This window comes from Ferrimonas balearica, assembly GCF_019802085.1.
Lineage (GTDB): Bacteria > Pseudomonadota > Gammaproteobacteria > Enterobacterales > Shewanellaceae > Ferrimonas > Ferrimonas balearica_B.
On the sequence record NZ_JAHVHV010000001.1, the window covers coordinates 57,353 to 83,707 of the forward strand.

The 26,355-nt window shown below is 64.5% G+C and carries 25 protein-coding genes and 6 tRNA genes; 28 read left to right on the plus strand and 3 right to left on the minus strand.

Features of this window, described 5'->3' with window-relative positions; genetic code table 11:
* The first annotated feature begins 41 nt into the window (after positions 1 to 41).
* From ftsB to rpoS, 8 genes are all read left to right on the plus strand, one after another.
* Positions 42 to 323, plus strand: coding sequence for a cell division protein FtsB (gene ftsB, locus KUV81_RS00275; RefSeq protein WP_222541846.1), 282 nt, complete (start codon positions 42 to 44; stop codon positions 321 to 323).
* A gap of 19 nt (positions 324 to 342) precedes the next feature.
* Positions 343 to 1,038, plus strand: coding sequence for a 2-C-methyl-D-erythritol 4-phosphate cytidylyltransferase (ispD, locus tag KUV81_RS00280; protein ID WP_222541847.1), 696 nt, complete (start codon positions 343 to 345; stop codon positions 1,036 to 1,038).
* Positions 1,035 to 1,514, plus strand: coding sequence for a 2-C-methyl-D-erythritol 2,4-cyclodiphosphate synthase (gene ispF / locus KUV81_RS00285; protein WP_222541848.1), 480 nt, complete (start codon positions 1,035 to 1,037; stop codon positions 1,512 to 1,514). Before ispD ends, ispF begins: the two co-directional genes overlap by 4 nt.
* Positions 1,507 to 2,559 (plus strand): tRNA pseudouridine(13) synthase TruD, encoded by a 1,053-nt coding sequence (truD, locus tag KUV81_RS00290; RefSeq protein ID WP_222541849.1) that lies wholly within the window; start codon positions 1,507 to 1,509, stop codon positions 2,557 to 2,559. The genes ispF and truD overlap by 8 nt, the downstream gene beginning before the upstream one ends.
* Before the next feature lie 10 nt (positions 2,560 to 2,569).
* Positions 2,570 to 3,319: a 5'/3'-nucleotidase SurE gene (surE, locus tag KUV81_RS00295; RefSeq protein ID WP_222543315.1), complete on the plus strand. Its 750-nt coding sequence runs from the start codon at positions 2,570 to 2,572 to the stop codon at positions 3,317 to 3,319.
* The gene (locus KUV81_RS00300) at positions 3,316 to 3,954 is read left to right on the plus strand and encodes a protein-L-isoaspartate(D-aspartate) O-methyltransferase (protein WP_222541850.1); all 639 of its coding nucleotides are present in this window, start codon (positions 3,316 to 3,318) and stop codon (positions 3,952 to 3,954) included. The genes surE and KUV81_RS00300 overlap by 4 nt, the downstream gene beginning before the upstream one ends.
* A complete protein-coding gene (locus tag KUV81_RS00305) occupies positions 3,955 to 4,863 on the plus strand; it encodes a peptidoglycan DD-metalloendopeptidase family protein (RefSeq protein ID WP_222541851.1) in 909 nt (302 codons plus the stop codon).
* Between the two features lie 77 nt (positions 4,864 to 4,940).
* On the plus strand, positions 4,941 to 5,930 hold the full coding sequence (rpoS, locus tag KUV81_RS00310) for an RNA polymerase sigma factor RpoS (RefSeq protein WP_222541852.1): 990 nt from the start codon (positions 4,941 to 4,943) through the stop codon (positions 5,928 to 5,930).
* A gap of 56 nt (positions 5,931 to 5,986) precedes the next feature.
* Here the strand turns inward: rpoS and mutS are convergent, their stop codons facing one another.
* Entirely contained in the window at positions 5,987 to 8,509 is a 2,523-nt protein-coding gene (gene mutS / locus KUV81_RS00315) for a DNA mismatch repair protein MutS (RefSeq protein WP_222543316.1), read from the minus strand.
* Positions 8,510 to 8,747: 238 nt separating this feature from the next.
* On the opposite strand from mutS, the gene recA reads away from it, so the two are divergent.
* The 14 genes from recA to KUV81_RS00385 all read left to right on the plus strand — a co-directional run bounded on the left by recA (position 8,748) and on the right by KUV81_RS00385 (position 18,931).
* Positions 8,748 to 9,788: a recombinase RecA gene (gene recA / locus KUV81_RS00320; RefSeq protein WP_222541853.1), complete on the plus strand. Its 1,041-nt coding sequence runs from the start codon at positions 8,748 to 8,750 to the stop codon at positions 9,786 to 9,788.
* A gap of 6 nt (positions 9,789 to 9,794) precedes the next feature.
* Positions 9,795 to 10,253 carry a regulatory protein RecX gene (locus KUV81_RS00325; RefSeq protein WP_222541854.1) on the plus strand — a complete coding sequence of 153 codons (459 nt, stop codon included), beginning with the start codon at positions 9,795 to 9,797 and terminating at the stop codon, positions 10,251 to 10,253.
* A gap of 137 nt (positions 10,254 to 10,390) precedes the next feature.
* A complete protein-coding gene (gene alaS, locus KUV81_RS00330) occupies positions 10,391 to 13,015 on the plus strand; it encodes an alanine--tRNA ligase (protein WP_222541855.1) in 2,625 nt (874 codons plus the stop codon).
* 12 nt (positions 13,016 to 13,027) lie between these two features.
* Positions 13,028 to 14,251 (plus strand): aspartate kinase, encoded by a 1,224-nt coding sequence (locus tag KUV81_RS00335; RefSeq protein ID WP_222541856.1) that lies wholly within the window; start codon positions 13,028 to 13,030, stop codon positions 14,249 to 14,251.
* 98 nt (positions 14,252 to 14,349) lie between these two features.
* On the plus strand, positions 14,350 to 14,547 hold the full coding sequence (csrA, locus tag KUV81_RS00340; protein WP_013344374.1) for a carbon storage regulator CsrA: 198 nt from the start codon (positions 14,350 to 14,352) through the stop codon (positions 14,545 to 14,547).
* Positions 14,548 to 14,740: 193 nt separating this feature from the next.
* Positions 14,741 to 14,831, plus strand: a tRNA-Ser gene (locus KUV81_RS00345).
* 4 nt (positions 14,832 to 14,835) lie between these two features.
* Positions 14,836 to 14,912: transfer RNA gene (locus KUV81_RS00350), tRNA-Arg, on the plus strand.
* 67 nt (positions 14,913 to 14,979) lie between these two features.
* Positions 14,980 to 15,056: transfer RNA gene (locus KUV81_RS00355), tRNA-Arg, on the plus strand.
* Positions 15,057 to 15,155: 99 nt separating this feature from the next.
* Positions 15,156 to 15,232: transfer RNA gene (locus KUV81_RS00360), tRNA-Arg, on the plus strand.
* Between the two features lie 39 nt (positions 15,233 to 15,271).
* Positions 15,272 to 15,348 (plus strand) — tRNA-Arg (locus KUV81_RS00365).
* 39 nt (positions 15,349 to 15,387) lie between these two features.
* Positions 15,388 to 15,464 (plus strand) — tRNA-Arg (locus KUV81_RS00370).
* 287 nt (positions 15,465 to 15,751) lie between these two features.
* Complete coding sequence (locus KUV81_RS00375; protein ID WP_222541857.1) at positions 15,752 to 15,991, plus strand: OadG family protein; 240 nt, start codon at positions 15,752 to 15,754, stop codon at positions 15,989 to 15,991.
* Between the two features lie 12 nt (positions 15,992 to 16,003).
* Positions 16,004 to 17,791, plus strand: a complete 1,788-nt coding sequence (oadA, locus tag KUV81_RS00380; RefSeq protein ID WP_222541858.1) for a sodium-extruding oxaloacetate decarboxylase subunit alpha — start codon at positions 16,004 to 16,006, stop codon at positions 17,789 to 17,791.
* A gap of 9 nt (positions 17,792 to 17,800) precedes the next feature.
* The gene (locus KUV81_RS00385) at positions 17,801 to 18,931 is read left to right on the plus strand and encodes a sodium ion-translocating decarboxylase subunit beta (RefSeq protein ID WP_222541859.1); all 1,131 of its coding nucleotides are present in this window, start codon (positions 17,801 to 17,803) and stop codon (positions 18,929 to 18,931) included.
* Positions 18,932 to 18,940: 9 nt separating this feature from the next.
* On the opposite strand, the gene KUV81_RS00390 is transcribed toward KUV81_RS00385, so the two are convergent.
* On the minus strand, positions 18,941 to 19,123 hold the full coding sequence (locus KUV81_RS00390; protein WP_222541860.1) for a hypothetical protein: 183 nt from the start codon (positions 19,121 to 19,123) through the stop codon (positions 18,941 to 18,943).
* A gap of 160 nt (positions 19,124 to 19,283) precedes the next feature.
* Between KUV81_RS00390 and KUV81_RS00395 the strand changes: the two genes are divergently transcribed.
* The 6 genes from KUV81_RS00395 (at position 19,284) to KUV81_RS00420 (ending at position 25,553) form a co-directional block, all read left to right on the plus strand.
* Positions 19,284 to 19,673: a hypothetical protein gene (locus KUV81_RS00395; RefSeq protein ID WP_222541861.1), complete on the plus strand. Its 390-nt coding sequence runs from the start codon at positions 19,284 to 19,286 to the stop codon at positions 19,671 to 19,673.
* Positions 19,674 to 19,752: 79 nt separating this feature from the next.
* Positions 19,753 to 20,190: a nitric oxide-sensing transcriptional repressor NsrR gene (nsrR, locus tag KUV81_RS00400; RefSeq protein WP_222541862.1), complete on the plus strand. Its 438-nt coding sequence runs from the start codon at positions 19,753 to 19,755 to the stop codon at positions 20,188 to 20,190.
* 7 nt (positions 20,191 to 20,197) lie between these two features.
* Positions 20,198 to 20,635 (plus strand): YqaA family protein, encoded by a 438-nt coding sequence (locus tag KUV81_RS00405; protein ID WP_261389169.1) that lies wholly within the window; start codon positions 20,198 to 20,200, stop codon positions 20,633 to 20,635.
* Between the two features lie 23 nt (positions 20,636 to 20,658).
* Positions 20,659 to 23,505, plus strand: coding sequence for a M16 family metallopeptidase (locus KUV81_RS00410; protein WP_222541864.1), 2,847 nt, complete (start codon positions 20,659 to 20,661; stop codon positions 23,503 to 23,505).
* Positions 23,506 to 23,579: 74 nt separating this feature from the next.
* Entirely contained in the window at positions 23,580 to 25,124 is a 1,545-nt protein-coding gene (gene gshA, locus KUV81_RS00415; RefSeq protein WP_222541865.1) for a glutamate--cysteine ligase, read from the plus strand.
* A 12-nt stretch (positions 25,125 to 25,136) separates the two neighbouring features.
* Positions 25,137 to 25,553: a hypothetical protein gene (locus KUV81_RS00420; RefSeq protein ID WP_222541866.1), complete on the plus strand. Its 417-nt coding sequence runs from the start codon at positions 25,137 to 25,139 to the stop codon at positions 25,551 to 25,553.
* Positions 25,554 to 25,585: 32 nt separating this feature from the next.
* On the opposite strand, the gene KUV81_RS00425 is transcribed toward KUV81_RS00420, so the two are convergent.
* Positions 25,586 to 26,203, minus strand: coding sequence for a LysE family translocator (locus tag KUV81_RS00425; protein WP_222541867.1), 618 nt, complete (start codon positions 26,201 to 26,203; stop codon positions 25,586 to 25,588).
* Positions 26,204 to 26,355: the final 152 nt, after the last annotated feature.

Here is a 26,355-nt window from a genome sequence, read left to right on the forward strand (position 1 = left end):
TTGCGCCAAGATCTTTTGAATAACGGAGTGGGGCAGGACAGATGCGGATCCTTTTGCTGGTGTTGACCATATTGCTGCTGGCTTTGCAGTACCGCCTGTGGGCGGGGGAGAACAGCCTGCGCGAGGTGGTGCGCCTGCAGGAACAGATCCAGCGCCAGCTGGACGGCAACGCCGAACTGGTGGAGCGCAACCAGGTGCTGCAGCGGGAGATCGACGATCTCCGCGAAGGGCTCGATGCCGTCGAGGAGCGGGCCCGTCATGAGCTGGGCATGGTCCGCGAAGGCGAGCAGTTCTACCGGGTGATCCGCCGGCCCCAGTCCTGATGTTGTTTGCGGAGTCTTCATGCCCCTGAATCCCACCTCTCTCCTCTACGCCGTGGTGCCCGCCGCCGGTGTCGGCAAGCGCATGGGCGCCAACCGGCCCAAGCAGTACCTGACGCTCAACGGTCGGCCCATCCTCTCTCACACCCTGGCACTGCTGCTGAACCACCCGAGGATCCATCGGGTGATCGTGGCGCTGGGGCCGGAGGATGGGTATTTCGCTGACCTGGAGGAGGCGAACCACCCCAGGCTGTTGCGGGTCGAGGGTGGCGCCGAGCGCGCCGACTCGGTGCGCCTGGCCCTGGCGGCGATCCCCGAGCCCGAGGCGTGGGCGCTGGTGCACGACGCCGCGCGCCCCTGCCTGAGCCACTCGGACATTGACAAGCTGCTGGCCTTTCCCGGCGAGCAGGGCGCCATCCTGGCGGCGCCGGTGCGCGACACCATGAAGCGGGCCAACGGTGAAGGTGGCATCGACCATACTGTGGCAAGGGAGCGCCTGTGGCACGCCCTGACGCCACAGCTGTTCCCGGCCCAGGCCTTGCGCGACGCACTGACGCGGGCCGAGCAGGCGGGGGCGGTCATCACCGACGAAGCCTCCGCCATGGAGCGGGAGGGCTGGCACCCGGCCCTGGTGGCCGGTCGCCCGGACAACATCAAGATCACCCACCCCGACGACCTGCGCCTGGCGCAGCTGTTTTTAGCCAGTCAAGAGGCTTGAGAATGCGAATTGGACACGGATTCGACGTACACAAATTTGGTGGTGATGGGCCCCTGACCCTGGGGGGCGTCAGCGTGCCCTTCGAGCAGGGCCTGCTGGCCCACTCCGATGGAGACGTGGTGCTGCACGCGGTCAGCGACGCCCTGTTGGGGGCCCTGGCCCTGGGCGACATCGGGCGCCACTTTCCCGATACCGATCCCGCCTTCGAGGGGGCCGACAGCCGAGTGCTGCTGCGCCACTGCTTCGAACTGGTGCGGAACAAGGGCTACCGCCTGGGCAACCTGGACGTCACCATCATTGCCCAGATGCCCAAGATGGCCCCGCACATCGAAGCGATGCGCGATACCCTGGCCGCGGATCTCGACACCGAGCGGGATCGCATCAACGTTAAGGCAACCACCACCGAACGCCTGGGCTTTACCGGCCGCGGTGAGGGGATCGCCACCGAAGCTGTGGTGCTGCTGACCCATGACTGATTACACCCTGCCCCAGTGGCACCATCTGTACGGCCTCCCCGAGGCCGAGGGCCGGATCCGCAGTCAGGCCGAACATTTCCAGGTGGACGAGCTGCTGCCCTTCACCCCGGACGGCGCCGGTGAACACCACCTGCTGCACATCGAGAAACGGGACCTCACCACCCATCATCTGGCCAAGACCCTGGCCCGCTTCGCCGGCGTGCCCGCCCGGGACGTCAGCTGGGCCGGCCTCAAGGACCGACACGGCGTCACCCGCCAATGGCTGTCGGTGCGGATCCCCGGCAAGGTGGAGCCCCAGTGGCACGAGTTGAACGACGAGCGCATCACCCTGCTGGCGGCCCACCGCCACGGCCGCAAGCTGCGCACCGGCGCCCTGGCCGGCAACCGCTTTCGCATTGCGGTGGCGGGACTGAGTGAGAGCCCGGCCCTGACCGCCCGCCTGGCCCAGGTGGCCCAGGGGGTGCCCAACTACTTCGGTGAGCAGCGTTTCGGTCACGGCGGTCAGAACGTCGAGCGCGCTGCCCAGATGTTCGGCGGTCGCAAGGTGAAGGATCGCAACAAGCGCAGCATCTACCTCTCCGCCGCCCGTAGCTACCTGTTCAACCAGGTGGTCTCCGCCCGGCTGGCCAACCAGGGGCTGGCGCCCCTGGCCGGTGACGCCGTCATGCTGGCCGGCAGCAACAGCTTCTTTGTGGCCGAGCAGTGGGACGCGACCCATCTCGCCCGCCTCGAGGAGGGCGACATTGAGCTCTCCGCCCCCATGCCCGGCGATGGCCCTCTGTTGAGTGCCGGCGATGCGGAAGCTTTTGAAGCCGAGGTGCTGGCGCCCTTCGCACCCCTGCTGGAGGGCCTCAAGGGGGCCCGGGTGGATCCGGACCGGCGCCGGTTGCTGCTCAAACCCGAGCAGTTCCGCCACCAGTGGCAGGAGGGTCTGCTGTGGCTGGAGTTTGTCCTGCCACCGGGGGCCTTTGCCACCAGCGTCCTGCGGGAACTGGTGCGCTATCAGGATGCGCAAGCCGTTGAGCTGCGTACTGAAAATGAATAACAATAGGCGGATTATGAAGATACTTGTCAGCAACGACGATGGCGTCCACGCCCCGGGGATCAAGGCCCTGAGCGACGCCCTGTCCGCCCTTGCCGAAACCGTGACCGTGGCGCCGGATCGCAACTGCTCCGGGGCGTCCAACTCCCTGACGCTGACCAACCCCCTGCGGGCCCAGCAACTGGACAACGGCTACATCCAGGTCAACGGCACCCCCACCGACTGCGTCCATCTGGCGATCCGCGAGCTGATGGACGGTGAGCCGGATCTGGTGGTTTCCGGCATCAACGCCGGGGCCAACCTGGGGGACGATACCCTCTACTCCGGTACGGTGGCGGCCGCCATGGAGGGGCGCCACCTGGGCCTGCCCACCATTGCCGTCTCCCTGGTGGGGCGCAAGTTGGAGCACTACGACACCGCCGCGGCCATCACCGCCCGCATCGTCAAAGGCCTGCTCCACAATCCGCTGCCCCGGGAGCAGATCCTCAATATCAATGTGCCGGATCTGCCCCTGGCGGAGATCCAGGGGATCAAGGTGACGCGCCTCGGTGCCCGCCACAAGGCGGAGGGGATGGTGAAAACCCAGGACCCCGCCGGCCGAGACGTCTACTGGCTTGGTCCCCCTGGGGTGGAGCAGGACGCCGGCGAGGGCACCGACTTTCATGCGGTGGCCAACGGCTTCGTGTCGGTGACGCCACTGACGGTGGATCTCACCGCCCACAGCCAGCTGACCACTCTGTCCCGCTGGTTCGACGCCCTATGAACGGACCCGCCATGGCTTACGGTTCTCGATTGAGTCAGCAACTGCAGGAGGGGGGGATCCGAGACCCTCGCGTGCTGCAGGCGATCACCCAGACCCCGCGCCAGCTGTTCGTGGACGGCGGCCTGGCGCTGCGGGCCTGGGAGAACACCGCCCTGCCCATCGGTCAGGGCCAGACCATCTCCCAGCCCTACATTGTGGCCCGCATGACCGAACTGCTGTTGGAGCGCTTGGGCCCGGGTCCGGTGCTGGAGATCGGCACAGGCTCCGGATATCAGGCGGCGATCCTGGCCAGCCTGGTGCCGCAGCTGTGCACCGTGGAGCGGATCAAAAGCTTGCAGATCCTGGCCCGGCGCCGCCTCAAGCAGCTGGACCTGCACAACATCGCCTTCAAGTACGGGGATGGTTGGCAGGGGTGGCCCAGTAAAGCCCCCTTCGGCGGGATCCTGGTGACCGCGGCGGCCAGTGAGGTGCCGCCGGCGCTGCTGGCCCAGTTGGCCGACAGCGGACGCCTGGTGATCCCGGTGGGGGATCACTACCAGGTGCTGCGGGTGATCGATCGGGTGGGCGACGAGTGGGTCAGCCAGGACGTCGAGGCGGTGCGCTTCGTGCCCCTGGTGCCGGGAGAGACCGAGTAGATGGCCCGGCTCGGCAGCCTCGCCCAGCGGATCAGACGGTTCGGACCGCTGACGCTGCTGTTGCTCGGGGGCTGCAGTTTTCACAGCCAAGACCCGGCGCCGGTGGAGAGCCTCTACACCGGCCAGACCTACCGGGAGCGCCCCAAGGGCAGCCTGCAGGGCCAGAGCTACCGGGTGCAACCGGGGGACACCCTCTACTCCATCGCCTGGGCCTCGGACCAGGATTTTCGCTCCCTGGCGGAGCGCAATAACCTCAGCGCCCCCTATCTGATCCGACCAGGTCAGATGCTTAGATTATCTGGATCTGACCAAAGAGCTAACAATTCATCAACAGCCCCTACGCCGCGTCCGGCACCCGCCAAACCCAGAGCTGGCGCGGCCTCCACAGGGCAAGTCGCTAAAACACCCACAGAAAACCAACAGATCAAACCGGTTGATCCTGCCTCGCAGCCTAGTTATTCTGGATCGGCGTCTTCACAAACCGGCAACAAGCCCGGTGCGCTGTCGACGCCGCGAGACACCGCATTACCGGACCGCGTTGCCAAGTGGCGCTGGCCTGTTCAAGGCAAGATCGTTCGCCGTTTTTCGGCCACGGAGCAGGGCAACAAGGGACTCGATATTGCTGCCGCAGCGGGAACCCCGGTGCGCAGTGCCGCCGAAGGGCGGGTGGTGTACGCGGGGAGCGCTCTGCGTGGCTATGGCAAACTGATCATCATCAAACACTCCGATGAGTACCTCAGTGCCTACGCCCACAACAGGCGGATCCTGGTCGAAGAAAAACAAAGGGTCAGTGCTGGACAGCAGATCGCCGAAGTGGGGAACAGTGACGCCGACAGGGCCATGCTGCACTTCGAGATACGCTACAAAGGCAAGTCGGTCGATCCGTTACACTATTTACCCCGAAAATGACGGGGTCAGGGTTGTCAAACATGGAGGAAAAAACCGTGAGAATTGATTAGGTTTGGGACAAATTGGGAGATTAGCCAATGAATCGCAAGAGCAACGCTTTTGATGATGTGGCTGCCGTCGATTTAAGCTGTACCGAGGTTGTGGGGACCCCGGCAGAAGTCGAAGCCAACGAAACTGAGGAAAAAACCACCTCAGCCACCATAGACCAACTGGTCCAGGATGACCTTCAGAAGAACCTGGACGCCACCCAGCTGTACCTCAGCGAGATCGGGTTTTCCCCCTTGCTGACGGCCGAAGAGGAAGTCTACTACGCCCGTCGGGCGCAGCGAGACTGTGCGAAGTCCCGAAACCGGATGATCGAGAGCAATCTGCGTCTCGTGGTCAAGATTGCCCGCCGTTACAACAATCGAGGCCTGGCACTGCTGGATCTGATTGAAGAGGGGAACCTTGGATTGATCCGCGCCGTGGAGAAGTTCGATCCGGAACGCGGCTTCCGCTTCTCAACCTACGCCACCTGGTGGATCCGTCAGACCATAGAGCGGGCCATCATGAACCAAACCCGCACCATCCGTCTGCCGATCCACGTGGTCAAAGAGCTGAACGTTTACCTGCGGACCGCTCGGGAGCTGGCCCATACCCTGGACCATGAGCCGACGGCCGAAGAGATCGCCATGAAGCTGGACAAGCCGGTGGAAGACGTCAGTCGGATGCTGAAGCTGAACGAGAAGATCAGCTCCGTGGATACCCCCATCGGGGGCGATTCGGATAAGGCACTGCTGGATGTGATCGCCGACGACGATCGCGTTTGTCCCGAGGTGCAGGCCCAGGATGACGACATCAAGGGCTCCGTGGTGCGCTGGCTGGGTGAACTGAACTCCAAGCAACGCGAAGTGCTGGCACGGCGGTTTGGTCTGCTGGGTTATGAGCCCTCCACCCTGGAGGACGTGGGACGGGAGATTGGCCTGACCCGGGAGAGGGTGAGGCAGATTCAGGTGGAGGCGCTGCGTCGTCTGCGGGAGCAGATCGGCTCACAGGGCCTGTCGGTGGAATCCCTGTTCAAACCTTAAAGGGCAACCCGTCCAAATGAGAAAACGCCGCTCAGTGAGCGGCGTTTTTTGTGGTCTCAGAGCTGGCCTTTGAGCCGGTAGAGGCAATCCAGGGCCTGGCGGGGGGTCAGGGCATCGGGATCCAACCGTTCCAGTTCCCCCACCACCGGGTGGGGCTCCGGCAGCAGGGCCAGTTGCGCCGGAGCGCTGGCGCTGCCCGGGTCACGGGTCGGTTGCTGCTCCAACAGGGCCAGACGGTTTTTCGCCGCCTGCACCACGACCTTGGGCACCCCGGCCAGGGCCGCCACCTGCAGGCCATAACTGCGGCTGGCCGGCCCCTCCTGCACCGCGTGCATAAAGGCGATGGTGTCGCCGTGTTCCACCGCGTCCAGGTGGACGTTGTACACCCCGTCGAGCTGCTCCGGCAACTGGGTCAACTCGAAGTAGTGGGTGGCAAACAGGGTCATCGCCTTGATCTGGCTTGCCAGGTGCTGGGCCGCGGCCCAGGCCAGGGAGAGCCCATCGTAGGTGGAGGTGCCCCGGCCAATCTCATCCATCAGCACCAGGCTGCGCTCGGTGGCGTTGTTGAGGATGTTGGCGGTTTCGGTCATCTCCACCATAAAGGTGGAACGACCCGAGGCGAGATCGTCCGAGGCGCCGATTCGGGTGAAGATCCGATCCACCGGACCGATGAGCGCGTGCTCGGCGGGAACGAAACTGCCGATGTGGGCCATCAGGGTGATGAGCGCGGTTTGGCGCATGTAGGTGGACTTGCCCCCCATGTTGGGGCCGGTGACGATCAGCATGCGCCGCTCGGGGGAGAGCAGCACCGGGTTGGCGATAAAGGGTTCGCTCATCACCTGCTCGACTACCGGGTGGCGGCCACCGTCGATCTGCAGGCCGGGTTGCTCGCTCAACTGGGGGCGGTGGTAGTCCAGGGTGTCGGCCCGCTCCGCCAGGTTTTGCAGCACGTCCAGCTCAGCGCAGGCCGAGGCGCACTCCTGCAAAGCCGGCAACACCGGCAGCAGCAGGTCGAACAGCTCGTCGTAGAGGCGCTTTTCCAGTGCCAGGGCCTGGCTTTGACTGGTGAGCACCTTGTCCTCGTGCTCCTTGAGCTCAGGGATGATGTAGCGCTCGGTGTTCTTGAGGGTTTGCCGACGGATGTAGTTGGCCGGCACCAGGGCGGATTGGGCCCGGCTCACCTCGATAAAGTAGCCGTGCACCTTGTTGTAGCCCACCTTCAAGGTGGCGATGCCGCTGCGCTCCTTCTCTCGCTGCTCCAGCTCCTGCAGGTAGTCGGTGGCCCCCTGAGAAAGCGCCCGCAACTCATCCAGTTCGGCGCTGTAGCCGTCGGCCAGCACGCCGCCGTCGCGAAGCACTACCGGCGGGTTCTCCTTGATGGCCCGACTCAGCAGGTCGAACTGCTCGGGAAACTCGCCGAGCTGTTGATGAAGCTGGGCCAACTGGCGTCCCTCCAGGGCGCTGAGCTGATCCCGCAGCAGGGGTAACTGCCCCAGCGCCTGGCGCAGCCGGCTCATGTCCCGGGGGCGGGCGCTGCGCAGGGCCAGGCGGGCCAGCACCCGCTCCAGATCCCCCACAGGCTTGAGATCTTCGGCCAGCGCCAGGTAGGCGGCGTCGACCTTCAACCGGCTGACGGCATCCAGTCGCCCCTCCAGCACGCTGCGCTGGGTCAACGGCTGGTGTAACCAGCGTTTGAGCAGCCGGGCGCCCATGGCGGTGGTGGTGCGATCCAGTACCGAGGCCAGGGTATTGTCCATCCCACCGGAGAGGTTTTGAGTTAGCTCCAGGTTCCTGCGGGTGGCGGCATCCAGTACGATGCTGCCGCCATCGCGTTCTTTGAGGATGGCGCGGATGTGGGGCAGGGCGGTGCGTTGGGTGTCCTTGACGTACTGCATCAGACAGCCGGCGGCGCACAGGGCGCGCTCGTCCTGCTCGACACCAAAACCGCTCAGATCCCGGGTACCAAACTGGTCGTTCAACAGTGCGCGGGCGGTGCCCAGTTCAAACTCCCACTCCGGTCGCCGGCGGCACCCCTTGATGGACTCGATAAGGTCCATATGGGCAAAGAGTTCGGGATAGAGCAGCTCCGCCGGTCGGGTGCGCTGCAGCTCCGCCTGCAGGGCTTCGGCGTCGTTCAGTTCGGTTACCACGAAGCGGCCGGAACCGATGTCCAGGGTGGCGTAACCGTATTGGCCCCGCAGCTCATAGACCGCTGCCAGCAGGTTGTCCTGGCGCTCCTGCAGCAGCGCTTCGTCGGTGACGGTGCCCGGGGTGACGATGCGCACCACCTGACGCTCCACCGGCCCCTTGCTGGTGGCCGGATCGCCGATCTGTTCGCAGATGGCGACCGACTCCCCCTGTTGAACCAGCCGCGCCAGGTAGCCCTCCACTGCGTGGTAGGGCACCCCGGCCATGGGGATGGGGTCACCGCCGGACTGACCGCGGGCGGTGAGGGAGATGTCCAGCAGCTCCGCCGCCCGCTTGGCGTCGTCGAAGAACAGCTCGTAGAAGTCCCCCATGCGATAAAACAGCAGGACATCGGGATGCTGGGCCTTGATGGTCAGGTATTGGCGCATCATCGGCGTGTGCTGGTCCAGGTTGGCCGGGCTGAGCTGAGTCACAAGGTCTCCTGAAGACGAAGTTGAGCAAGCCCGCTATCATACCGGAAAATGCCGCTGTGGCGGGGCATGGCGGGGAAAAATCCCCCTGTTTGGCCACTTGCTGTTCAGCCAGGGTTGATACTGTATGATTGTACAGTATACTACTGGCATTACATCGAATCCTGTCGCCGCCAAGGCATCTTCATTGGAGCTTGAAATGGACGAGAACAAAAAACGTGCCCTAAGTGCCGCACTGGGTCAAATCGAGAAGCAGTTTGGTAAAGGGTCGATCATGCGTCTTGGCGATGCGACCACACTGGACATCGAGTCCGTCTCCACCGGTTCCCTGGGGTTGGACATCGCCCTGGGCATTGGCGGCCTGCCCTACGGCCGGATCGTGGAGATCTACGGGCCGGAATCCTCCGGTAAAACCACCCTCACCCTGCAGGTGATCGCCGAAGCCCAGAAGCAGGGCAAGACCTGCGCCTTCGTCGACGCCGAACACGCCCTGGATCCGGTGTACGCCGAGAAGCTGGGGGTCAACGTGGATGAACTGCTGGTGTCCCAGCCGGACACCGGTGAACAGGCCCTGGAGATCTGCGACATGCTGGTGCGCTCCGGCGCCGTGGACGTGGTGATCGTCGACTCCGTGGCGGCTTTGACGCCCAAGGCGGAGATCGAAGGTGAGATGGGCGACTCCCACGTGGGCCTGCAGGCTCGCCTGATGTCCCAGGCGCTGCGTAAGCTGACCGCCAACATCAAGCGTTCCAACACCCTGTGCGTTTTCATCAACCAGATCCGGATGAAGATCGGCGTGATGTTCGGCAGCCCGGAAACCACCACCGGCGGTAACGCCCTGAAGTTCTACTCCTCCGTACGCCTGGACATCCGTCGCATCGGCGCTGTTAAGGACGGTGACGAGGTGGTGGGCAACGAAACCCGCGTCAAGGTGGTGAAGAACAAGGTCTCCCCGCCGTTCAAGCAGGCAGAGTTCCAGATCCTCTACGGTGAGGGCTCCTCCAAAGAGGGCGAGCTTATCGACTTGGGGGTCAAGCAGAAGCTGGTGGAGAAATCCGGCGCCTGGTACAGCTACCAGGGCGAGAAGATTGGTCAGGGCAAGGCCAACAGCATCCGCTTCCTCAAGGAGAACGTGGCCATCGCCCAGGAGATCGAGCAACAGCTTCGCGCCCAACTGCTGGTGAAAGCCACCCCGCAGCCGGAGAACGAAGAAGATCTCGAGGCGCCGGAGCTGAGCTAAGCCCCGGTGGGTCAAGAGAAGGGCGGCCAGGACGCGGTCGCCGCGGCGGTGGGGCTGCTGTCCCGCCGTGATCACAGCCGCGAAGAGCTCAGGCAGAAGCTGCGCTCTCGCGGCTTTGTTGCGTCTGAGATAGAGCAGGCTTTGAGCCGGGCCGACGACTGGGGCTACCTGGACGATGCGCGCTTTGCCGAGGGCTTTGTGCGCTACCGCTCGGCCCGCGGTATGGGGCCCATCCGCCTGGCCAACGAGTTGCGCGAACGGGGCGTGGCCAGCGACATCATCAAGGCCGCGATCGGAGAGTGCGAGCAGGACTGGTTTGCCCTGTGTGAGACCACCTGTGAGCGCAAGTTCGGCCGCCGTCCTCCCACCGATTTCAAGAGCCGCGCCAAGGTGCAGCGCTACCTGGCTTACCGCGGTTTCGACATGGAACAGATCCGCTACGCCCTGGACGCCTTGACCTCCTAGGCCCCATTTTCCCACCCCGGTCCGGGATTCTGCCCCCGGGGTGCTGGTTTGAGCGCCGCCGATGCGCATATAATTGGCCGTTTACATGGCCGCTGGCGGTAAGCCGGCACACTTGTCAGTTTTTTCAGGATGACCTCATGCACATGACCACCGCCGAGATCCGGACCGCGTTTCTGGAGTATTTCCGTTCTCAAGGCCACGAAGTGGTGGCATCCAGCTCCCTGGTGCCCCATGACGATCCCACGCTGCTGTTCACCAACGCCGGTATGAACCAGTTCAAGGATTGCTTCCTGGGTGCGGAGAAGCGGGCGTACACCCGGGCGACCACGTCGCAGCGCTGCGTTCGAGCCGGTGGTAAGCACAACGATCTGGAGAACGTGGGCTTCACCGCCCGTCACCACACCTTTTTCGAGATGCTGGGCAACTTCAGCTTCGGCGACTACTTCAAGCGCGACGCCATCCAGTACGCCTGGCAGTTCCTGACCGAGGTGCTGCAGCTGCCCAAAGAGAAGCTGTGCGTGACCATCTACCACACCGACGACGAGGCCTTCGACATCTGGGCCAAGGAGATCGGCGTGGCGGAGGAGAACATCATCCGCATCGGTGACAAGCCCGGTGGGCCGGCCTATGCCTCCGACAACTTCTGGCAGATGGGCGATACCGGCCCCTGCGGCCCCTGCACCGAAATCTTCTACGACCACGGTGAAGGGATCTGGGGCGGCCGTCCGGGCACCCCGGAAGAGGACGGTGACCGCTTTATCGAGATCTGGAACATCGTGTTCATGCAGTTCAACCGCCAGGCCGATGGCACCATGGAGCCGCTGCCCAAGCCCTCCGTGGATACCGGCATGGGGATCGAGCGGATCGCCGCCATCATGCAGGGCGGTCACTCCAACTACGACATCGACATCTTCCAGCGGCTGATCAAAAAAGCCGCCGAGGTCACCGGTGCCAGCGATCTGGACAACAAATCCCTGCGAGTGGTGGCGGATCACATCCGCTCCTGCGCCTACCTGATCGTCGACGGCGTGATGCCCTCCAACGAGGGGCGGGGCTACGTGCTGCGCCGCATCATCCGCCGCGCCATCCGCCACGGCCGCAAGCTGGGGGCTAACGACACCTTCTTCTATCAGCTCGTCGGCGAGTTGGCCGAGGTGATGGGCCCGGCCGGCGACGAGCTGAAACAGCAGCAAGCTATGGTGGAGAAGGTGCTGCGCATCGAAGAGGAAAACTTCGCCCGCACCCTGGATCGCGGCATGCAGCTGCTGAACGAATCCCTCGACGGCCTGGACGGCGAGGTGCTGGACGGCGCCACCGTGTTCAAGCTGTACGACACCTACGGTTTCCCGGCGGATTTGACCAACGACGTGGCCCGTGAGCGCGGCGTCAGCATCGACGAAGCGGGCTTCGAAGCCGAGATGGCGCAGCAGCGCCAGCGCGCCCGCGACGCCAACCGCTTCTCCGTGGACTACAACCAGCTGACCCAGGTGGGTGTGGCGAGCGAGTTCACCGGCTACGACGAGCTGAAGCAGTGGGCCAAGGTGGTCGCTCTGTACAAGGACGGCGAGTCTGTGGGCCAGCTGCTGGAAGGGGAGGAGGGTCAGGTGATCCTCGATACCACCAGCTTCTACGCCGAGAGTGGCGGCCAGGTGGGCGACACCGGTGAGCTGCTGATGACCGACGGGGCCTTTACCGTCACCGACACCAAGAAGTCCGGCGACGCCATCCTGCACATCGGGTACGTCTCCGGTGGCGAGATCCACGTGGGCGAGGAGCTGACCGCCTCCGTGGACGGCGGCCGACGCCAGGCGATCCGCCTGAACCACACCGCCACCCACCTGCTGCACGCCGCGCTGCGCAAGGTGCTGGGCGAGCACGTTACCCAGAAGGGCTCCCTGGTTTCTGCCGATGGCCTGCGCTTCGACTTCAGCCACTTCGAGGCGGTGGGCACCGGCGTGCTGCAAACCATCGAGAAGCTGGTGAACGACCAGATCCGGGAGAACCACCAGGTGGGCACCCGACTGATGAACATCGACGACGCCAAGGCCGCCGGTGCCATGGCGCTGTTCGGCGAGAAGTACGACGACGAAGTGCGCGTCGTGGGCTTGGGCGAGTTCTCCACCGAGCTGTGTGGTGGCACCCACGTCGAGCGCTCCGGCGACATCGGCTTCTTCAAGATCGTCTCCGAGGGGGGCATCGCTGCCGGCGTGCGCCGCATCGAGGCGATCACCGGTGAGCGGGCCATCGACGCCATGCACGAGATGGGCGAGCAGCTGCTCGACCTGGTCGGTGTGCTGAAAAGCGACAGCCGCAACATCGGTGACGCGGTGCGCTCCCTGGTGGATCGCACCCGCTGGCTGGAGAAGGAGCTGGAGCGTCTCAACGCCAAGATGGCCGGTCACGAGGTGGCCCTGCTGGCCGAAGACGCGGACAGCATCAACCAGGTGCCTGTGGTGCTGGCCAAGCTGGACAGCGTGGATCCCAAGGCGCTGCGCGACACCATGGACCAGCTGAAGAACCGGCTGGGCAGTGGCGTTGCCGTCCTGGCCGCGGTCAAGGAGGGCAAAGTCAGCCTGGTGGCCGGCGTCTCCAAGGATCTGGTGGGTAAGGTGAAGGCCGGCGAGCTGGTGAACCTGGTGGCCCAGCAGGTGGGTGGCAAGGGGGGCGGTCGTCCCGACATGGCCATGGCCGGTGGCACCGACGCCGCGGCGCTGCCTCAAGCCCTGGAGGCCGCCAAGGCCTGGCTGACCGAAAAGTTGTAATTAGGACACTCTGTGACACTGTTAGTACAGAAGTTTGGCGGCACCTCGGTGGGCTCTTTCGAGCGCATCGAGGCCGTGGCGGACCGCATCGCCCGCAGTGCCCGCGCCGGGCACCGTCTGGTGGTGGTGTTGTCGGCCATGGCCGGGGAGACCAACCGCCTGTTGTCTCTGGCTAAGCAGGTGGCGGCGACCCCTTCTCCCCGTGAGCTCGACATGTTGGTGAGCACCGGGGAGCAGGTCTCCATCGCTTTGATGGCCATGGCACTGCAGAAACGGGGCCTCAACGCCGCGTCGTTGCTTGGCGAGCAGGTGGGGATCCTCACCGACGACCGCCACGGCCGTGCGCGGATCCGCGAAGTGGCCACCGAACGTTTGACCGGCCTGCTGGATCAGGGGATCATCCCCATAGTGGCGGGCTTCCAAGGCCGCTGTGACGCCAACCAGGTGACCACCCTGGGGCGGGGCGGCTCGGACACCACGGCCGTGGCCATCGCCGCGGCATTGGGGGCCGACGAGTGCCAGATCTTCACCGATGTCGACGGGGTCTACACCACGGATCCCCGGGTGGAGCCCAAGGCCCGCAAGATGGACAGCATCACCTTTGAGGAGATGATGGAGCTCTCCAGCCTCGGCGCCAAGGTGCTGCAGATCCGCTCGGTGGAATACGCCGGTCGGTTCAACGTGCCGCTGCGGGTGTTGTCGAGCTTTCGCGATGGCGAGGGCACCCTGATCACCTACGAGGAGGGCAACATGGACGCACCCCTGGTTTCCGGCATCGCCTTTAGCCGTGACGAAGCCAGCCTGACCCTGGTGGGCGTACCGGATGAGGCCAACGTGGCCGCCACCATCCTGTCCCCCATCGGGGATGCCGGCATCGACATCGACATGATCGTTCAAACCGCCACCGGTGACGGCAAGGCGGACTTCACCTTCACCGTGGCACGCCATGACCTGGACCAGGCCAAGGCGCTGCTCAACCCGGTTCTGCCCCAACTTGGGGTGGCCAGCCTGCGCAGCGATGATACCCTGTGTAAAGTCTCTGTGGTTGGGGTGGGGATGAAGAACCATTCGGGTGTGGCCAGTCGCATGTTCCAGACCCTGGGGCAGGAGGGGATCAGCTTGCAGTTGATCTCCACCTCCGAGATTAAAATTTCCGTGGCCATCGACGAGAAGTATCTGGAGCTGGCGGTGCGCAGTTTGCACCAATCATTTGGACTGGCGGGCGAAGAGAATTAGTCCCCGGTAGCTCTAGATTTAATCTAGTCTAACTTTATAATACTGTTGAAAGATTCAACCGCCGCTGCGGAATGAGTTGGAGAGAGAGGAGCAATAGAATGCTGATTTTGACTCGCCGTGTTGGCGAAACCTTGATGATCGGTGATGAAGTCACCGTTACCGTACTGGGTGTCAAGGGCAACCAGGTACGTATCGGGGTGAACGCTCCGAAAGAGGTTTCCGTTCATCGCGAAGAGATTTACATGCGCATCCAGGCCGAGAAAGACGGCGGCGCTGCCCCCAGCGGCAATTTCTGAGTTCGAAAGACCGGCCATCGCGCCGGTTTTTTTCTGCCGGTTTCCCGCCTCAAAACGCCCCCGAAAGCTCACAAAAACACCGGCCTTTGACGGCCTTGCCAGCAGTCTGTCGGAATTCCGTGCAAACGCTTTGCGGCGGCAGAAAAAGCGTTTGACTTATTTCCCTTAGGCCGTAATATACGCCCCACGAAACGGTGAGGTGGCCGAGTGGCTGAAGGCGCGCCCCTGCTAAGGGCGTATAGGCTTATCCCCTATCGAGGGTTCGAATCCCTCCCTCACCGCCATTGCGCGTCCGTAGCTCAGCTGGATAGAGTACCTGGCTACGAACCAGGCGGTCGGAGGTTCGAATCCTCCCGGACGCGCCACTATCTCAAGGAGCCGCGCGCAGCGCGGCTCCTTGGTTTTCATCGGAAGAAAACCCACCAGAATTACGCATCCGTAGCTCAGCTGGATAGAGTACCTGGCTACGAACCAGGCGGTCGGAGGTTCGAATCCTCCCGGATGCGCCATTTCTTCGCCAACCCCGTTGGCAATTTTGCTTCGCCCACCCAGAAGGGCAGTGCGGAGCACTATACTTCGCATCCAATGCGAACGACAAAGTTTGATGCGCGTCCGTAGCTCAGCTGGATAGAGTACCTGGCTACGAACCAGGCGGTCGGAGGTTCGAATCCTCCCGGACGCGCCATCTTCCCCCTTGTGGCTGGGGCAATCGCCACATCGATGCGCGTCCGTAGCTCAGCTGGATAGAGTACCTGGCTACGAACCAGGCGGTCGGAGGTTCGAATCCTCCCGGACGCGCCATCTTCCCCCTCGTGGCCGGGGCAATCGCCACACCGATGCGCGTCCGTAGCTCAGCTGGATAGAGTACCTGGCTACGAACCAGGCGGTCGGAGGTTCGAATCCTCCCGGACGCGCCATCTTCCCAACCCGGCCTCAGGCCGGGTTTTTTTATCCCCCGTTTTTGCCTGTCTTTTGCTCCCTGAGCGCGCACTTCGGCTGCCTGACTCCGGATCCCCAATCTCATTCAGCTCGTTCAAATTGGTAAGGCCAATTTATAAGCTGTTGTTCATCATAGGTAAGCTTCTGAATTTCAGCGGCTGAATTGGTAAAGCCACTGGGATTTTTACCGCCCGGCCTTTGACATTTTTATTCTCTCCATGTGAATATCGATGCCCTGATTAACAAAGGTGCAACCGGTGAGAGTATGGAAACGTTGACGCCGCTGCTTGTTCAAGCCGCCAGTTTGATGGTGATGGGGATGGTGCTGGTGTTCCTGTTCCTGGGCACCCTGGTGCTGGCCTTGAAGCTACTGGCGCATTTCTGCGCGCCCAAGGCGAGCGAGGCGCCGACAATGCCCCCTGCTGCGCCCGGGGCACTGACCCCGCAACTCAAGGCCGCCATCACCGCCGCCGTGCACCAGCACCGCCAGCGAACCACAGGATAAGGAGAACCGACGATGACACAGCCTTTGGCCCTCACCGATGTGGTGCTGCGCGATGCCCACCAATCCCTACTGGCCACCCGGGTGCGCCTGGATGATATGCTGCCGGCGGCGGAGCTGCTGGACAAGGTGGGATTCTGGTCGCTGGAAAGCTGGGGCGGCGCCACCTTCGATGCCTGCATCCGCTACCTGGGCGAAGACCCCTGGTACCGGATCCGCGCCCTCAAGGAGGCGATGCCCAACACCCCCCAGCAGATGCTGCTGCGGGGCCAAAACCTGCTGGGGTACCGTCACTACGCGGACGACGTGGTGGACACCTTTGTGCGCCGGGCCTACCACAGCGGGGTGGAGGTGTTCCGCATCTTCGATGCCCTCAACGACACCCGCAACCTGGAGACCGCCATCCGCTCGGTCAACGCTGTGGGGGGCCACGCCCAGGGCACCCTCTCCTACACCACCTCGCCGGTGCACCACCTGGAGACCTGGCTGACCCTGGCCAAGGAGCTCGAGGCCCTGGGCTGCCAGTCACTGTGCATCAAGGACATGGCGGGTCTTCTGACCCCCTACGCGGCCGATGAGCTGATCACCGCCTTGAAGAGCGAAACGGCGCTGCCCATCGCCATGCAGTGCCACGCCACCACCGGCCTCTCCACCGCCACCTACCAGAAGGCGATCGACGCCGGCATCGACATGCTGGACACCGCTATCTCCCCCATGAGCATGACCTACGGCCACACCGCCACAGAAACCGTGATGGCCATGGTGGCGGGCACCGAGCGGGACACCGGCTACGATCCAGCCCTGCTGGAGGGGATCGCCAGCCACTTCCGCCAGGTGCGCAGCAAGTACGCCCAGTTCGAGGGCAGCCTCAAGGGGGTGGACGCGCGGATCCTGCGGGCCCAGGTGCCCGGGGGTATGCTCACCAACATGGAGAACCAGTTGAAGGACCAGGGGGCCTTGGACCGCCTGGACGAGGTGCTGGAGGAGATCCCCCGGGTCCGCGAGGAGCTGGGCTTCCTGCCCCTGGTGACCCCCACCTCTCAGATCGTCGGTACCCAGGCGGTGCTCAATGTGCTGACCGGCACCCGCTACCAGAGCATCACCAAGGAGACCCAGGGGGTGCTCAAGGGCGCCTACGGCCGCACTCCGGCTCCGGTGGACGCCGAGCTGCAGGCCCGGGTGCTCGACGGCCAGCCCCCCATGACCCAGCGCCCGGCGGACGAGCTGGCGCCGGAGATGCCCCGACTGACCGAGGAGCTGGCCCAGATGGCCAGCAACGAGGGCTTCACCCTGGCCAAGGAGACGGTGGACGACGTGCTCACCTACGCGCTGTTCCCGCAGATAGGCCACAAGTTCCTGGTCAACCGGGAGCGGCCCGAGGCCTTTGAACCGGCCCCGGGCAGTGAACCGGCGGTCCCGGCCGCGTCCGCCGCGCCGAGCGCCGGCGGAGCCCCCGCCGGCCCCGCGGTTTACCAGGTCAAGGTGGACGGCCAGGCCTTTACCGTCGAGGTGAGCGACGGCGGTGAGGTGGGGGCGATCACCCCGGCGGCGCCCACCGTCGAGCCCGCCGCGGCACCGGCGACGGCGGTGGCCAGCTCGGTGACCGCGCCCCTGGCGGGCAACGTGTTCAAGATCCTGGTGCAGGATGGACAGGCTGTTGCCGCCGGTGAGGTGGTGATGGTGATGGAGGCGATGAAGATGGAGACCGAGATCCGGGCCAGCGAGGCGGGCCGGGTGCAGAGCCTTCACGTCAAGGAGGGCGACGCGGTCGCCGTGGGCGATACTCTGGTCAGCCTGGGCTAAGGAGCAGTCGTGGAAGGGATCCTCGCGTTTTGGCAGCAATCCGGCATCGCCAACTTCACCTGGGGCCAGGCCATCATGATGGCTGTGGGGGCGCTGCTGCTCTACCTGGCCATCGCCCGGCGATTCGAGCCCCTGTTGCTGCTGCCCATCGGCTTCGGCGCGGTGCTGGCCAACATTCCCGGGGGGGGCTTCACCGAGCCCGGGGGCCTGCTCTACTACGTCTACTACGTCGGCATTGAGAGCGGCGTCTTTCCCCTGCTGATCTTCATGGGGGTGGGGGCCATGACCGACTTCGGCGCCCTGATCGCCAACCCCCGCACTCTGTTTCTCGGCGCGGCGGCCCAGTTCGGGATCTTCGGCACCCTGCTGGGGGCCATCGCACTGAACCTGGTGCCCGGGTTCCAGTTCAGCATCCAGGACGCGGCGGCCATCGCCATCATTGGCGGGGCCGACGGCCCCACCGCCATCTTCCTGGCTTCCCGCCTGGCACCGGATCTGTTGGGGGCCATCGCCGTGGCGGCCTACTCCTACATGGCGCTGGTGCCCCTCATTCAGCCGCCCATCATGAAGGCCCTGACCACGGAGTCGGAGCGGCGCATCGAGATGGCGCAGTTGCGGGAGGTGAGTCAGCGGGAGAAGGTGCTCTTTCCCCTGCTGGTGCTGGGGCTGACCATCCTGGTGCTGCCGGCGGCCACTCCCCTGGTGGGGATGTTCTGCCTGGGTAACCTGATGCGCGAGGCGGGGGTGGTGGAGCGCCTCTCCAGCACCGCCCAGAATGAGCTCATCAACATCGTCACCATCTTCCTGGGACTGGCGGTGGGCTCCAAGCTGTCGGCGGAGCAGTTCTTGACGCTCAACACCCTGGGGATCCTCGCCCTGGGGGCGGTGGCCTTCTCAGTGGGAACCGCAACCGGAGTCTTGCTGGCCAAGCTGATGTGCCGCCTCTCCGGGGGCAAGATCAATCCGCTTATCGGCGCGGCCGGGGTGTCGGCGGTGCCCATGGCGGCACGGGTGGTGAACAAGGTGGGACTGGAAGCCAACCCCCACAACTTCCTGTTGATGCACGCCATGGGGCCGAACGTGGCCGGGGTGCTGGGCAGTGCCGTGGCCGCCGGTGTGCTGCTGGCGGTGCTGGGCTGATCGAGGGGGCTAGAGGGCGGGGGTGTTGGTGAGCCAGAGCAGCAGGCTCATGACCCCCAGCAGGCCACTGGAGAAGACCAGAATGTAGATGAACCCCTGTTTGCCCTGCTTCAGGCTGTAACCGTTGACCTGAAGGTACACGAACCACAGCAGGCTGAGCACCAGGGGGATCAGAAAGAGCCGGGCGATCATGTCATTTTTTCCTGTCGTTTTTCCTTAGCTTATCACCAGAATCCGACCTCTGTCAGGGGATGTAAACGGGGTGTCAACAAGTCGCGGGCTGTGATCGGGATCACGCAGGGGGCACGGCAGAATGGGTAGCATGGCCGCTGCCCAATTCAAGGAGCCGCCCATGCGCACCCCGTTGTTGTTACTGCTGTTTCCCCTGACCGCCCAGGCGTTTTGGGGCTTGAGTCTGCCGGAGTGGCTGGACCGGGAGAGCAAGCAGCTGGCCCAGGAGCTCAACAAGGGAGTGGGCCAGAGCCAGAACCCCAACTTCCTCAAGGCGGAGTACCGGGGCGGGGTGATGACCTTCTACTACAAGGCCACCAGCGCCGACGCCCTGGCGCCCTTCGGGGCCGTGGTGGAGGACCAGAGCGAGGCGGTGATCCAGCGCTACTGTCAGAGCGCCTACTACCGGCAGCGGCTGGAGGCGGGGCTGGTGTACCGGCACATCTACCAGGGGCCCAATGCCCCGGACTCGCTCACCGTTAACGCCGCCGCCTGCCAGGGCCACTATTGAGGCCCAGCTCAAAGTTGCACCGACAAGTCATGTTCCTTTCCCGCAATTACGGTAAACTGGGCGGTCGGAGGTACTCTCAGTGCAATTAACCAGTTTCAGCGACTTCGCCTTTCGGGCCCTGCTCTATCTCGGCACCCTGCCGGAGGGAGAGCTCACCAGCATCAGCAAGGTCACGGACATCTACGGGGTGTCCCGCAACCACATGGTGAAGGTGATCAACAAGCTGGGCCACGCCGGCTTCGTCACCACGGTGCGGGGCAAAAACGGCGGGATCCGCCTGGCCAAGGCCCCCTCCGAAATCGTGCTCGGTGACGTGGTGCGGGCGCTGGAGCCGCTGAAACTGGTGGACTGTGGTAGCCCCTTCTGCCACATCGTGCCCGCCTGCCGCCTCAAAGACGTGCTGCAGGAAGCCACCGAGGCCTTCCTGTCCTCCCTGGATCAGTACCGTCTGTCCGACATGCTCAAGGACAACCCCCAGCTGGTGAACCTGCTGAACACTCCGCCTGTTCGCGCCTGACGCCATGATGACCAGCATGACCCTGTGGGGGCTGTTCATCAGCGCCTTCGTCGCCGCGACCCTGGCCCCCGGTGGCTCGGAAGCGATCCTGGCCTACCTGGTGACCCAGGGGGAGTGGTCCCTGCCGGTGCTGCTGCTGGCCGCCACCGTGGGCAACACCCTGGGATCCATGACCAGTTACGCCATCGGCCGCTACGTCCACCGCCACAAATCCCCCGAAGATCTGGTCTCCGGTCGTGAGAGCCGGGTGCTAGGCTGGGTACAAAGGTACGGGATCTGGTCACTGCTGTTGGCCTGGTTGCCGGTGGTGGGCGACGCCATCCCCCTGCTGGCGGGTTGGTTTCGTTTTCCCATCCTCTTTAGTACCCTGTTGATCTTTATAGGCAAATTTCTGCGTTATCTGGCTGTGGCCGGATTGACTCTGGGGGTGTTTGGCGCCCTCTGAGCCCCCGTTAGCATGGAGGTTACATGAAGGGTTGGCATTCACTCACCTTGGCCGCCGCGGCCTCGGCTCTGTTGCTGGCGTGCGCCGGCGAACCCCGCTCCCCCGCACTGCCCCAGGGCTTCACCCTGGTGGAGGAGGTCAAAGCCGCCCCGGGGGAGGTCCGCATCCCCTACCAGAAATACGAGATGGCCAACGGCCTGACGGTGATCCTCCACCCGGACGACTCCGACCCCCTGGTGCACGTGGACGTCACCTACCACGTGGGCTCCGCGAGAGAGGAGCTGGGCAAGTCCGGCTTTGCCCACTTCTTCGAGCACATGATGTTCCAGGGCTCCAAGCACGTGGCCGATGAGCAGCATTTCCAGCTGGTCACCGAGGCCGGCGGCACCTTGAACGGCACCACCAACACCGACCGCACCAACTACTTCGAGACCGTCCCGGACAACCAGCTGGAGAAGATGCTCTGGCTGGAAGCCGATCGCATGGGCTTCTTGCTGGACGCCGTCACCGAGGAGGCGTTCGAGATCCAGCGGGCCACGGTCAAGAACGAACGCGGCCAGCGGGTGGACAACCGCCCCTACGGTCGCCTGAGCGAGCGGGTGGGGCAGGCGATGTACCCGCAAGGGCACCCCTACTCCTGGCCGGTGATCGGCTGGCTGGAGGATCTGGACCGGAGCAACGTCGAGGATCTGCGCCGCTTTTTCCTGCGCTGGTACGGCCCCAACAACGCCACCCTCACCGTCGGTGGCAACATCGATATCCCCCAGACCCTGGCCTGGGTGGAGAAGTACTTCGGCCCCATCCCCACCGGCCCCGAGGTGCGCTCTGCGCCCAAGCAGCCGGCGACCCTGGACGCCGACCGCTATATCTCCATGGAGGACCGGGTGCACCTGCCGCTGCTCTACATGAGCTTCCCCACGGTGTACGCCCGTCACGAGGATGAGGCGGCGCTGGATTTGCTGGCTAACATCCTCGGCGGCGGCCGCACCTCCATCTTTTACAAAAACCTGGTGCAGGAGGGCTACGCGGTGCAGGCCCAGGTCAGTCACCCCTGCCGGGAGCTGGCCTGTGAATTCACCCTCTACGCCCTGGCCAACCCCGCCCGCCAGCTGGACCTGGCCGCCATGGAGACCCTGATCCGCCAGTCCATCGCCGAGTTCGAGCAGCGCGGTGTCACCGCCGACGACCTGCTCAAGGCCAAGGTGCAGCACGAGGCGCGCACCCTCTACGGCCTGCAGAGCGTCCGCGGCAAGGTCAGCACCCTGGCGTTCAATGAGACCTTCTTCGGCAACCCGGATCTCATCGCCGAGGAGCTGGAGCGTTACGACTCGGTCACCGCCGACGACGTGGTGCGGGTGTTCAACACCTACATCAAGGACAAGGCCGCGGTGATCATGAGCGTGGTGCCCCAGGGGCAGCTGGGGATCATCGCCGCCGAGGACAACTGGACCCCGGCGCCGCTGGCCCTGGACCCGGCACCCCAGACTCTGCAGGCGGTGCAGCCGCCGGTGATTGAGGACAGCTTCGATCGCAGCCAGGTGCCGCCGGCCGGCCCCAACCCCCAGGTGGAGGTGCCCAGCCTGTGGCGCAGCGAGCTGGCCAATGGGATCCCGGTGATCGGCACCCAAACCCTGGAGACCCCCACGGTGGAGCTGCTGATCGCCCTGGACGGCGGCAACCGGTTGCTGGACCCGGCCCAGGCCGGCTTGGCCCAGCTCACCGCCGCCATGATGGGGGAGTCCACCGAGCGCTTCTCCACCCCACAGTTCGCCGAGGAGCTGGAGAAGCTGGGGTCACGGATCAGCGTCGGCGCGTCGGGCTACCGCACTTACGTCAGCGTCAGCGCCCTGAGCCGCAACCTGGCGCCCACCCTGGCGCTGCTGGAGGAGCGTCTGTGGCATTCGGCCTTTAACGAGACCGACTTCGCCCGGGTCAAGGAGCAGCACATCCAGGGTCTCAAACACTCCATGAATGAGCCCGGCTGGCTGGCTTCCGCCGCCTGGAGTGCCCTGGCCTACGGGGAGGGTAACCCCCAGGGCCACCCTTTGGATGGCACCGTCCAGAGCGTGTCCGCCCTCACCCTGGATGACGTCAAAGCCTTCTATCGTGACCAGTTCCAGGCCGGCAATGCCGCCATCGTGGTGGTGGGTGACCGGCCCCAGGCCGAGCTGATGGCCGCCCTCAAGCCCCTGGGACAGTGGCAGGGGGCCAAGACCCCCTGGCCGGTAATGCAACCGATGCCACAGATGGGCGGGCCCATCATCTACCTGTTGGATAAGCCGGGCTCCGCTCAGTCGGTGATCCGCATCGGCAAGCGCACCGTGCCCTTCGACGCCACCGGTGAGCACTTCCTCTCCACCTTGATGAACTACCCCCTGGGTGGGGCGTTCAACAGCCGCATCAACTTGAATCTGCGCGAGGACAAGGGCTACACCTACGGCGCCCGCAGTCGCTTCGATGCCGGGCCGGAGCTGGGCCAGTTCCTGGCCTCGGCGGACGTGCGCTCCGATGCCACCGCCGCATCTGTATCGGAGTTCATCATGGAGATCACCCGTTTCCAGGCCGAAGGCATGAGCGAGGCGGAGCTGCGCTTTATGCAGTCCTCTATCTCCCAGTCCGAAGCACTGAAGTTCGAGACCCCGGGTCAGAAGGCCCGTTTCCTCGGTAAGCTGCAGCGGTATGGGCTCAGCGACGATTACGTCAAGCAGCAGGGGCGGATCATCGCCGATGCCACCCTGGCCCAGCTCAACGCGGTGGCGGCCCGGGAGCTGAAGCTGGAGGAGATGGTGATCCTGGTGGTGGGCGATAAGGCCAGCAACGAGGCGGCCCTGCGTGAGCTGGGCTATGACGTCCGCCTGATTAGCCTGTAAACTACCGGCCAGACCTTTTCACACACGGTACGCGGGTGACCCCGGTCGCCCGCGACCCAAACTAGAGATTGGCTTTGAACGCCTTCAATACAGCTGTAGAGCGGTTGCGCCAGCCCCAGTGGCAGGCGGCCCTGCGAGGCCTCAACCGCGGCATCGAGCGGGAAGCCCTGCGCATCGAGTCTGACGGCCGCCTGGCCCAGAATCCCCACCCCGAGGCCCTGGGCTCGGCCCTGACCCACCCCTGGATCACCACCGACTTCAGCGAGTCCTTGATGGAGCTGATCACCCCGGTGTTCCAGGATCCCAAGGCCCTGCTGGACCACCTGGCGGACACCCACACCTACGTGCTGCGCCACATCGATGAACAGCGGCTCTGGCCCCTGTCGATGCCCTGTTTCATCAGTGCCGAACAGGCGATCCCCATCGCCCAGTACGGCGCCTCTCACGTAGGCCGGATGAAAACCCTCTACCGGGTCGGGCTGCAGCACCGCTACGGGGCGATGATGCAGGCGATCGCCGGGCTGCACTTCAACTTCTCCCTGCCCACGGCCCTGTGGCCGGCGCTGGGGGTGGATGGCGACGACCAGGCGGCGGTGTCCGACCGCTACTTCTCGCTGCTGCGACACTTCAAACGCCACGTCTGGGTGCTGGCCTACCTGTTTGGCGCCTCCCCCAGCCTGTGCCGCTCCTTCCTCCAGGACAAAGTGCCGGCGCTGCCGTTCGAAGAGCAGGGGGGCACCCTCTACCTGCCCTACGCCACCTCACTGCGGATGAGTGATCTGGGCTACACCAACCAGGCCCAGGACAGCCTGTCGGTCAGCCTGGACTCGGTGGATGCCTACGTGCGGGATCTGAAAAAGGCGATCAGCCTGCCGTCGGAGCAGTACGCCGAGATTGGCGTCAAGGTCAACGGCGAGTACCGTCAGCTCAACGCCAATATCCTGCAGATCGAGAACGAGCTCTACTCTCCGGTGCGCCCCAAGCGCACCGCCCAAAGCGGCGAGACCCCGTCCGAGGCCCTGGCCCGGGGGGGCGTGGAGTACATCGAGGTGCGGGCGCTGGACGTCAACCCCTTCGCCCCGCTGGGGATCACCGAAGATCAGGTGCTGCTGCTGGATCTCTTCCTGCTCGACGGCCTGTTGGAGCCCCAGCCGAGTCAAACCGACGAGGGGATCGCCGAGTCCAAGGCCAACTTCGAAGCGGTGGTCCTGGACGGCCGCCGGCCGGGCAAAACCCTGAGCCGGGACGGTCAGAGCGTGGCGCTGGCGGACTGGATGAGCGAGCTGATGGCCCGCTGGGCCGAGCTGGCCCAGGTGATGGACGCCGCCGCAGGCGACCAGCGCTACCAGCAGGCACTGGCCCGCTGGCAGGGCGCCGCCCGGGACCCGGAACAGACCCTGTCCGCCCAGGTGCTGGCCCAGAGTCTGCACGAGGGGCACGGCCACTGGGCGGCCCGCCTGGCGAAAGAACACCGCGACACCCTGCTCAATCGGGATTATGCTCGGTTAAGCAAGGCGATGCTGAGTGAGGCCGCGGCGACCTCCCGGGTCGAGCAGGCCCAGCGGGAAGCGGCGGACAGCGGTAGCTTCGACGAGTTCCTGGCGGATTACTTTCGATAACGAGGAGGGGATATGGTGAGAGCCGGATGGAGTGCGGCGCTGGTGTTGGCCCTGGCCGGGTGCGCCAGTCAGACGGAGGTGGTCCAGCCCTGTGGTGAGCTGTCCACCTTCCACCAACCCCCGCAGACCCAGGATCTGTTCAAGGTGATCGTCACCCGCATCGACGACAACAACGTGGTCAGCAAGCCCACCTACAAGTTGGCGCCGGGCACCTACCAGCTGCGTCTGGTGGAGCTGATTGACGATCCCCGGCTGTCGGTGACGCTGCGCAACCGGGGCTACAAGGATCTGACGGTGACGGTGGAGGCCGGGGTGCGTTACCACCTGGCGGCCCAGTTCAACAGCGACAAGCGCTACCAGGGGGTGTCCCGGCAGTACTGGGACCCAATAGTCTGGCGGGAGTCCCCCACCGAGTGCACCATGAAATAAACCAACGCCCCGCATCGCGGGGCGTTGTGCTATCAGGAGAGCAGCATCACACCACCCAGGGCGATGAACACCCCGCCGCAGAGGCGGTTGAAGCCCCGCTGGGCGCTGGGGCTGGCCAACTGGTTAGCCAGGGCGCAGCCCCCCAGGGCCACCAGGTTGAGGATCAGAAAATCCACCAGGGTGAAGGTGAGGCTCAGCAGCGCAAACTGCTGGGGGAGGTTGTCGCCGGATTGGATGAACTGGGGGAAGAGGGCGGCAAAGAACAGCAGCCCCTTGGGGTTGGCCAGGCCCACCAGCAAGGTCTCACGGAACAGCTTGCTCCGACTGCGGCACTGGTGCTGGTAACCCTCGGCGGTGCTGGTGGCCTTGCGCACCCGCCAGGCGTTGATCCCCAGCCAGATGAGGTAGGCAGCGCCGCCGTATCGCAGCAGCTCGAACAGCAGAGGCTGGGCGGTGATCAGGGCGCCGATCCCGGTGGCGGAGAGGATCATCAGGATCAGGCCGGCGGCGTTGGAACCCAGGACGGTATAGAGGGCGCGGCCGTGGCCAAAACGCACGCTGGTGGACAGGGTCATCATGGTCATGGGGCCCGGCGCGGCCAGGAGCACCACGACGGTGGCCAGGTAGACCAGGTACAGCTCGGTGGACATCTGGAATACAAACGAGGTTCAAAGCAGGCGCGCAATTTAATCAGTCGCGGGGTCGTCTGTAAAGTGGTGGGCAAAAAAAACGGGAACCCCTGCCAAGGTTCCCGGAAAATTAGGAGGATAATGATGAACACAGTAAATCGGTTCACTATTTC

Coding starts and splice junctions, on each gene's coding strand:
- ftsB (WP_222541846.1), top strand. CDS start 42: ATGCGGATCCTTTTGCTGGTGTTGACCATATTGCTGCTGGCTTTGCAG.
- ispD (WP_222541847.1), top strand. CDS start 343: ATGCCCCTGAATCCCACCTCTCTCCTCTACGCCGTGGTGCCCGCCGCC.
- truD (WP_222541849.1), top strand. CDS start 1,507: ATGACTGATTACACCCTGCCCCAGTGGCACCATCTGTACGGCCTCCCC.
- KUV81_RS00300 (WP_222541850.1), top strand. CDS start 3,316: ATGAACGGACCCGCCATGGCTTACGGTTCTCGATTGAGTCAGCAACTG.
- KUV81_RS00305 (WP_222541851.1), top strand. CDS start 3,955: ATGGCCCGGCTCGGCAGCCTCGCCCAGCGGATCAGACGGTTCGGACCG.
- rpoS (WP_222541852.1), top strand. CDS start 4,941: ATGAATCGCAAGAGCAACGCTTTTGATGATGTGGCTGCCGTCGATTTA.
- mutS (WP_222543316.1), bottom strand. CDS start 8,509: ATGATGCGCCAATACCTGACCATCAAGGCCCAGCATCCCGATGTCCTG.
- recA (WP_222541853.1), top strand. CDS start 8,748: ATGGACGAGAACAAAAAACGTGCCCTAAGTGCCGCACTGGGTCAAATC.
- alaS (WP_222541855.1), top strand. CDS start 10,391: ATGCACATGACCACCGCCGAGATCCGGACCGCGTTTCTGGAGTATTTC.
- csrA (WP_013344374.1), top strand. CDS start 14,350: ATGCTGATTTTGACTCGCCGTGTTGGCGAAACCTTGATGATCGGTGAT.
- KUV81_RS00375 (WP_222541857.1), top strand. CDS start 15,752: ATGGAAACGTTGACGCCGCTGCTTGTTCAAGCCGCCAGTTTGATGGTG.
- oadA (WP_222541858.1), top strand. CDS start 16,004: ATGACACAGCCTTTGGCCCTCACCGATGTGGTGCTGCGCGATGCCCAC.
- KUV81_RS00390 (WP_222541860.1), bottom strand. CDS start 19,123: ATGATCGCCCGGCTCTTTCTGATCCCCCTGGTGCTCAGCCTGCTGTGG.
- KUV81_RS00395 (WP_222541861.1), top strand. CDS start 19,284: ATGCGCACCCCGTTGTTGTTACTGCTGTTTCCCCTGACCGCCCAGGCG.
- KUV81_RS00405 (WP_261389169.1), top strand. CDS start 20,198: ATGACCAGCATGACCCTGTGGGGGCTGTTCATCAGCGCCTTCGTCGCC.
- KUV81_RS00410 (WP_222541864.1), top strand. CDS start 20,659: ATGAAGGGTTGGCATTCACTCACCTTGGCCGCCGCGGCCTCGGCTCTG.
- KUV81_RS00420 (WP_222541866.1), top strand. CDS start 25,137: ATGGTGAGAGCCGGATGGAGTGCGGCGCTGGTGTTGGCCCTGGCCGGG.
- KUV81_RS00425 (WP_222541867.1), bottom strand. CDS start 26,203: ATGTCCACCGAGCTGTACCTGGTCTACCTGGCCACCGTCGTGGTGCTC.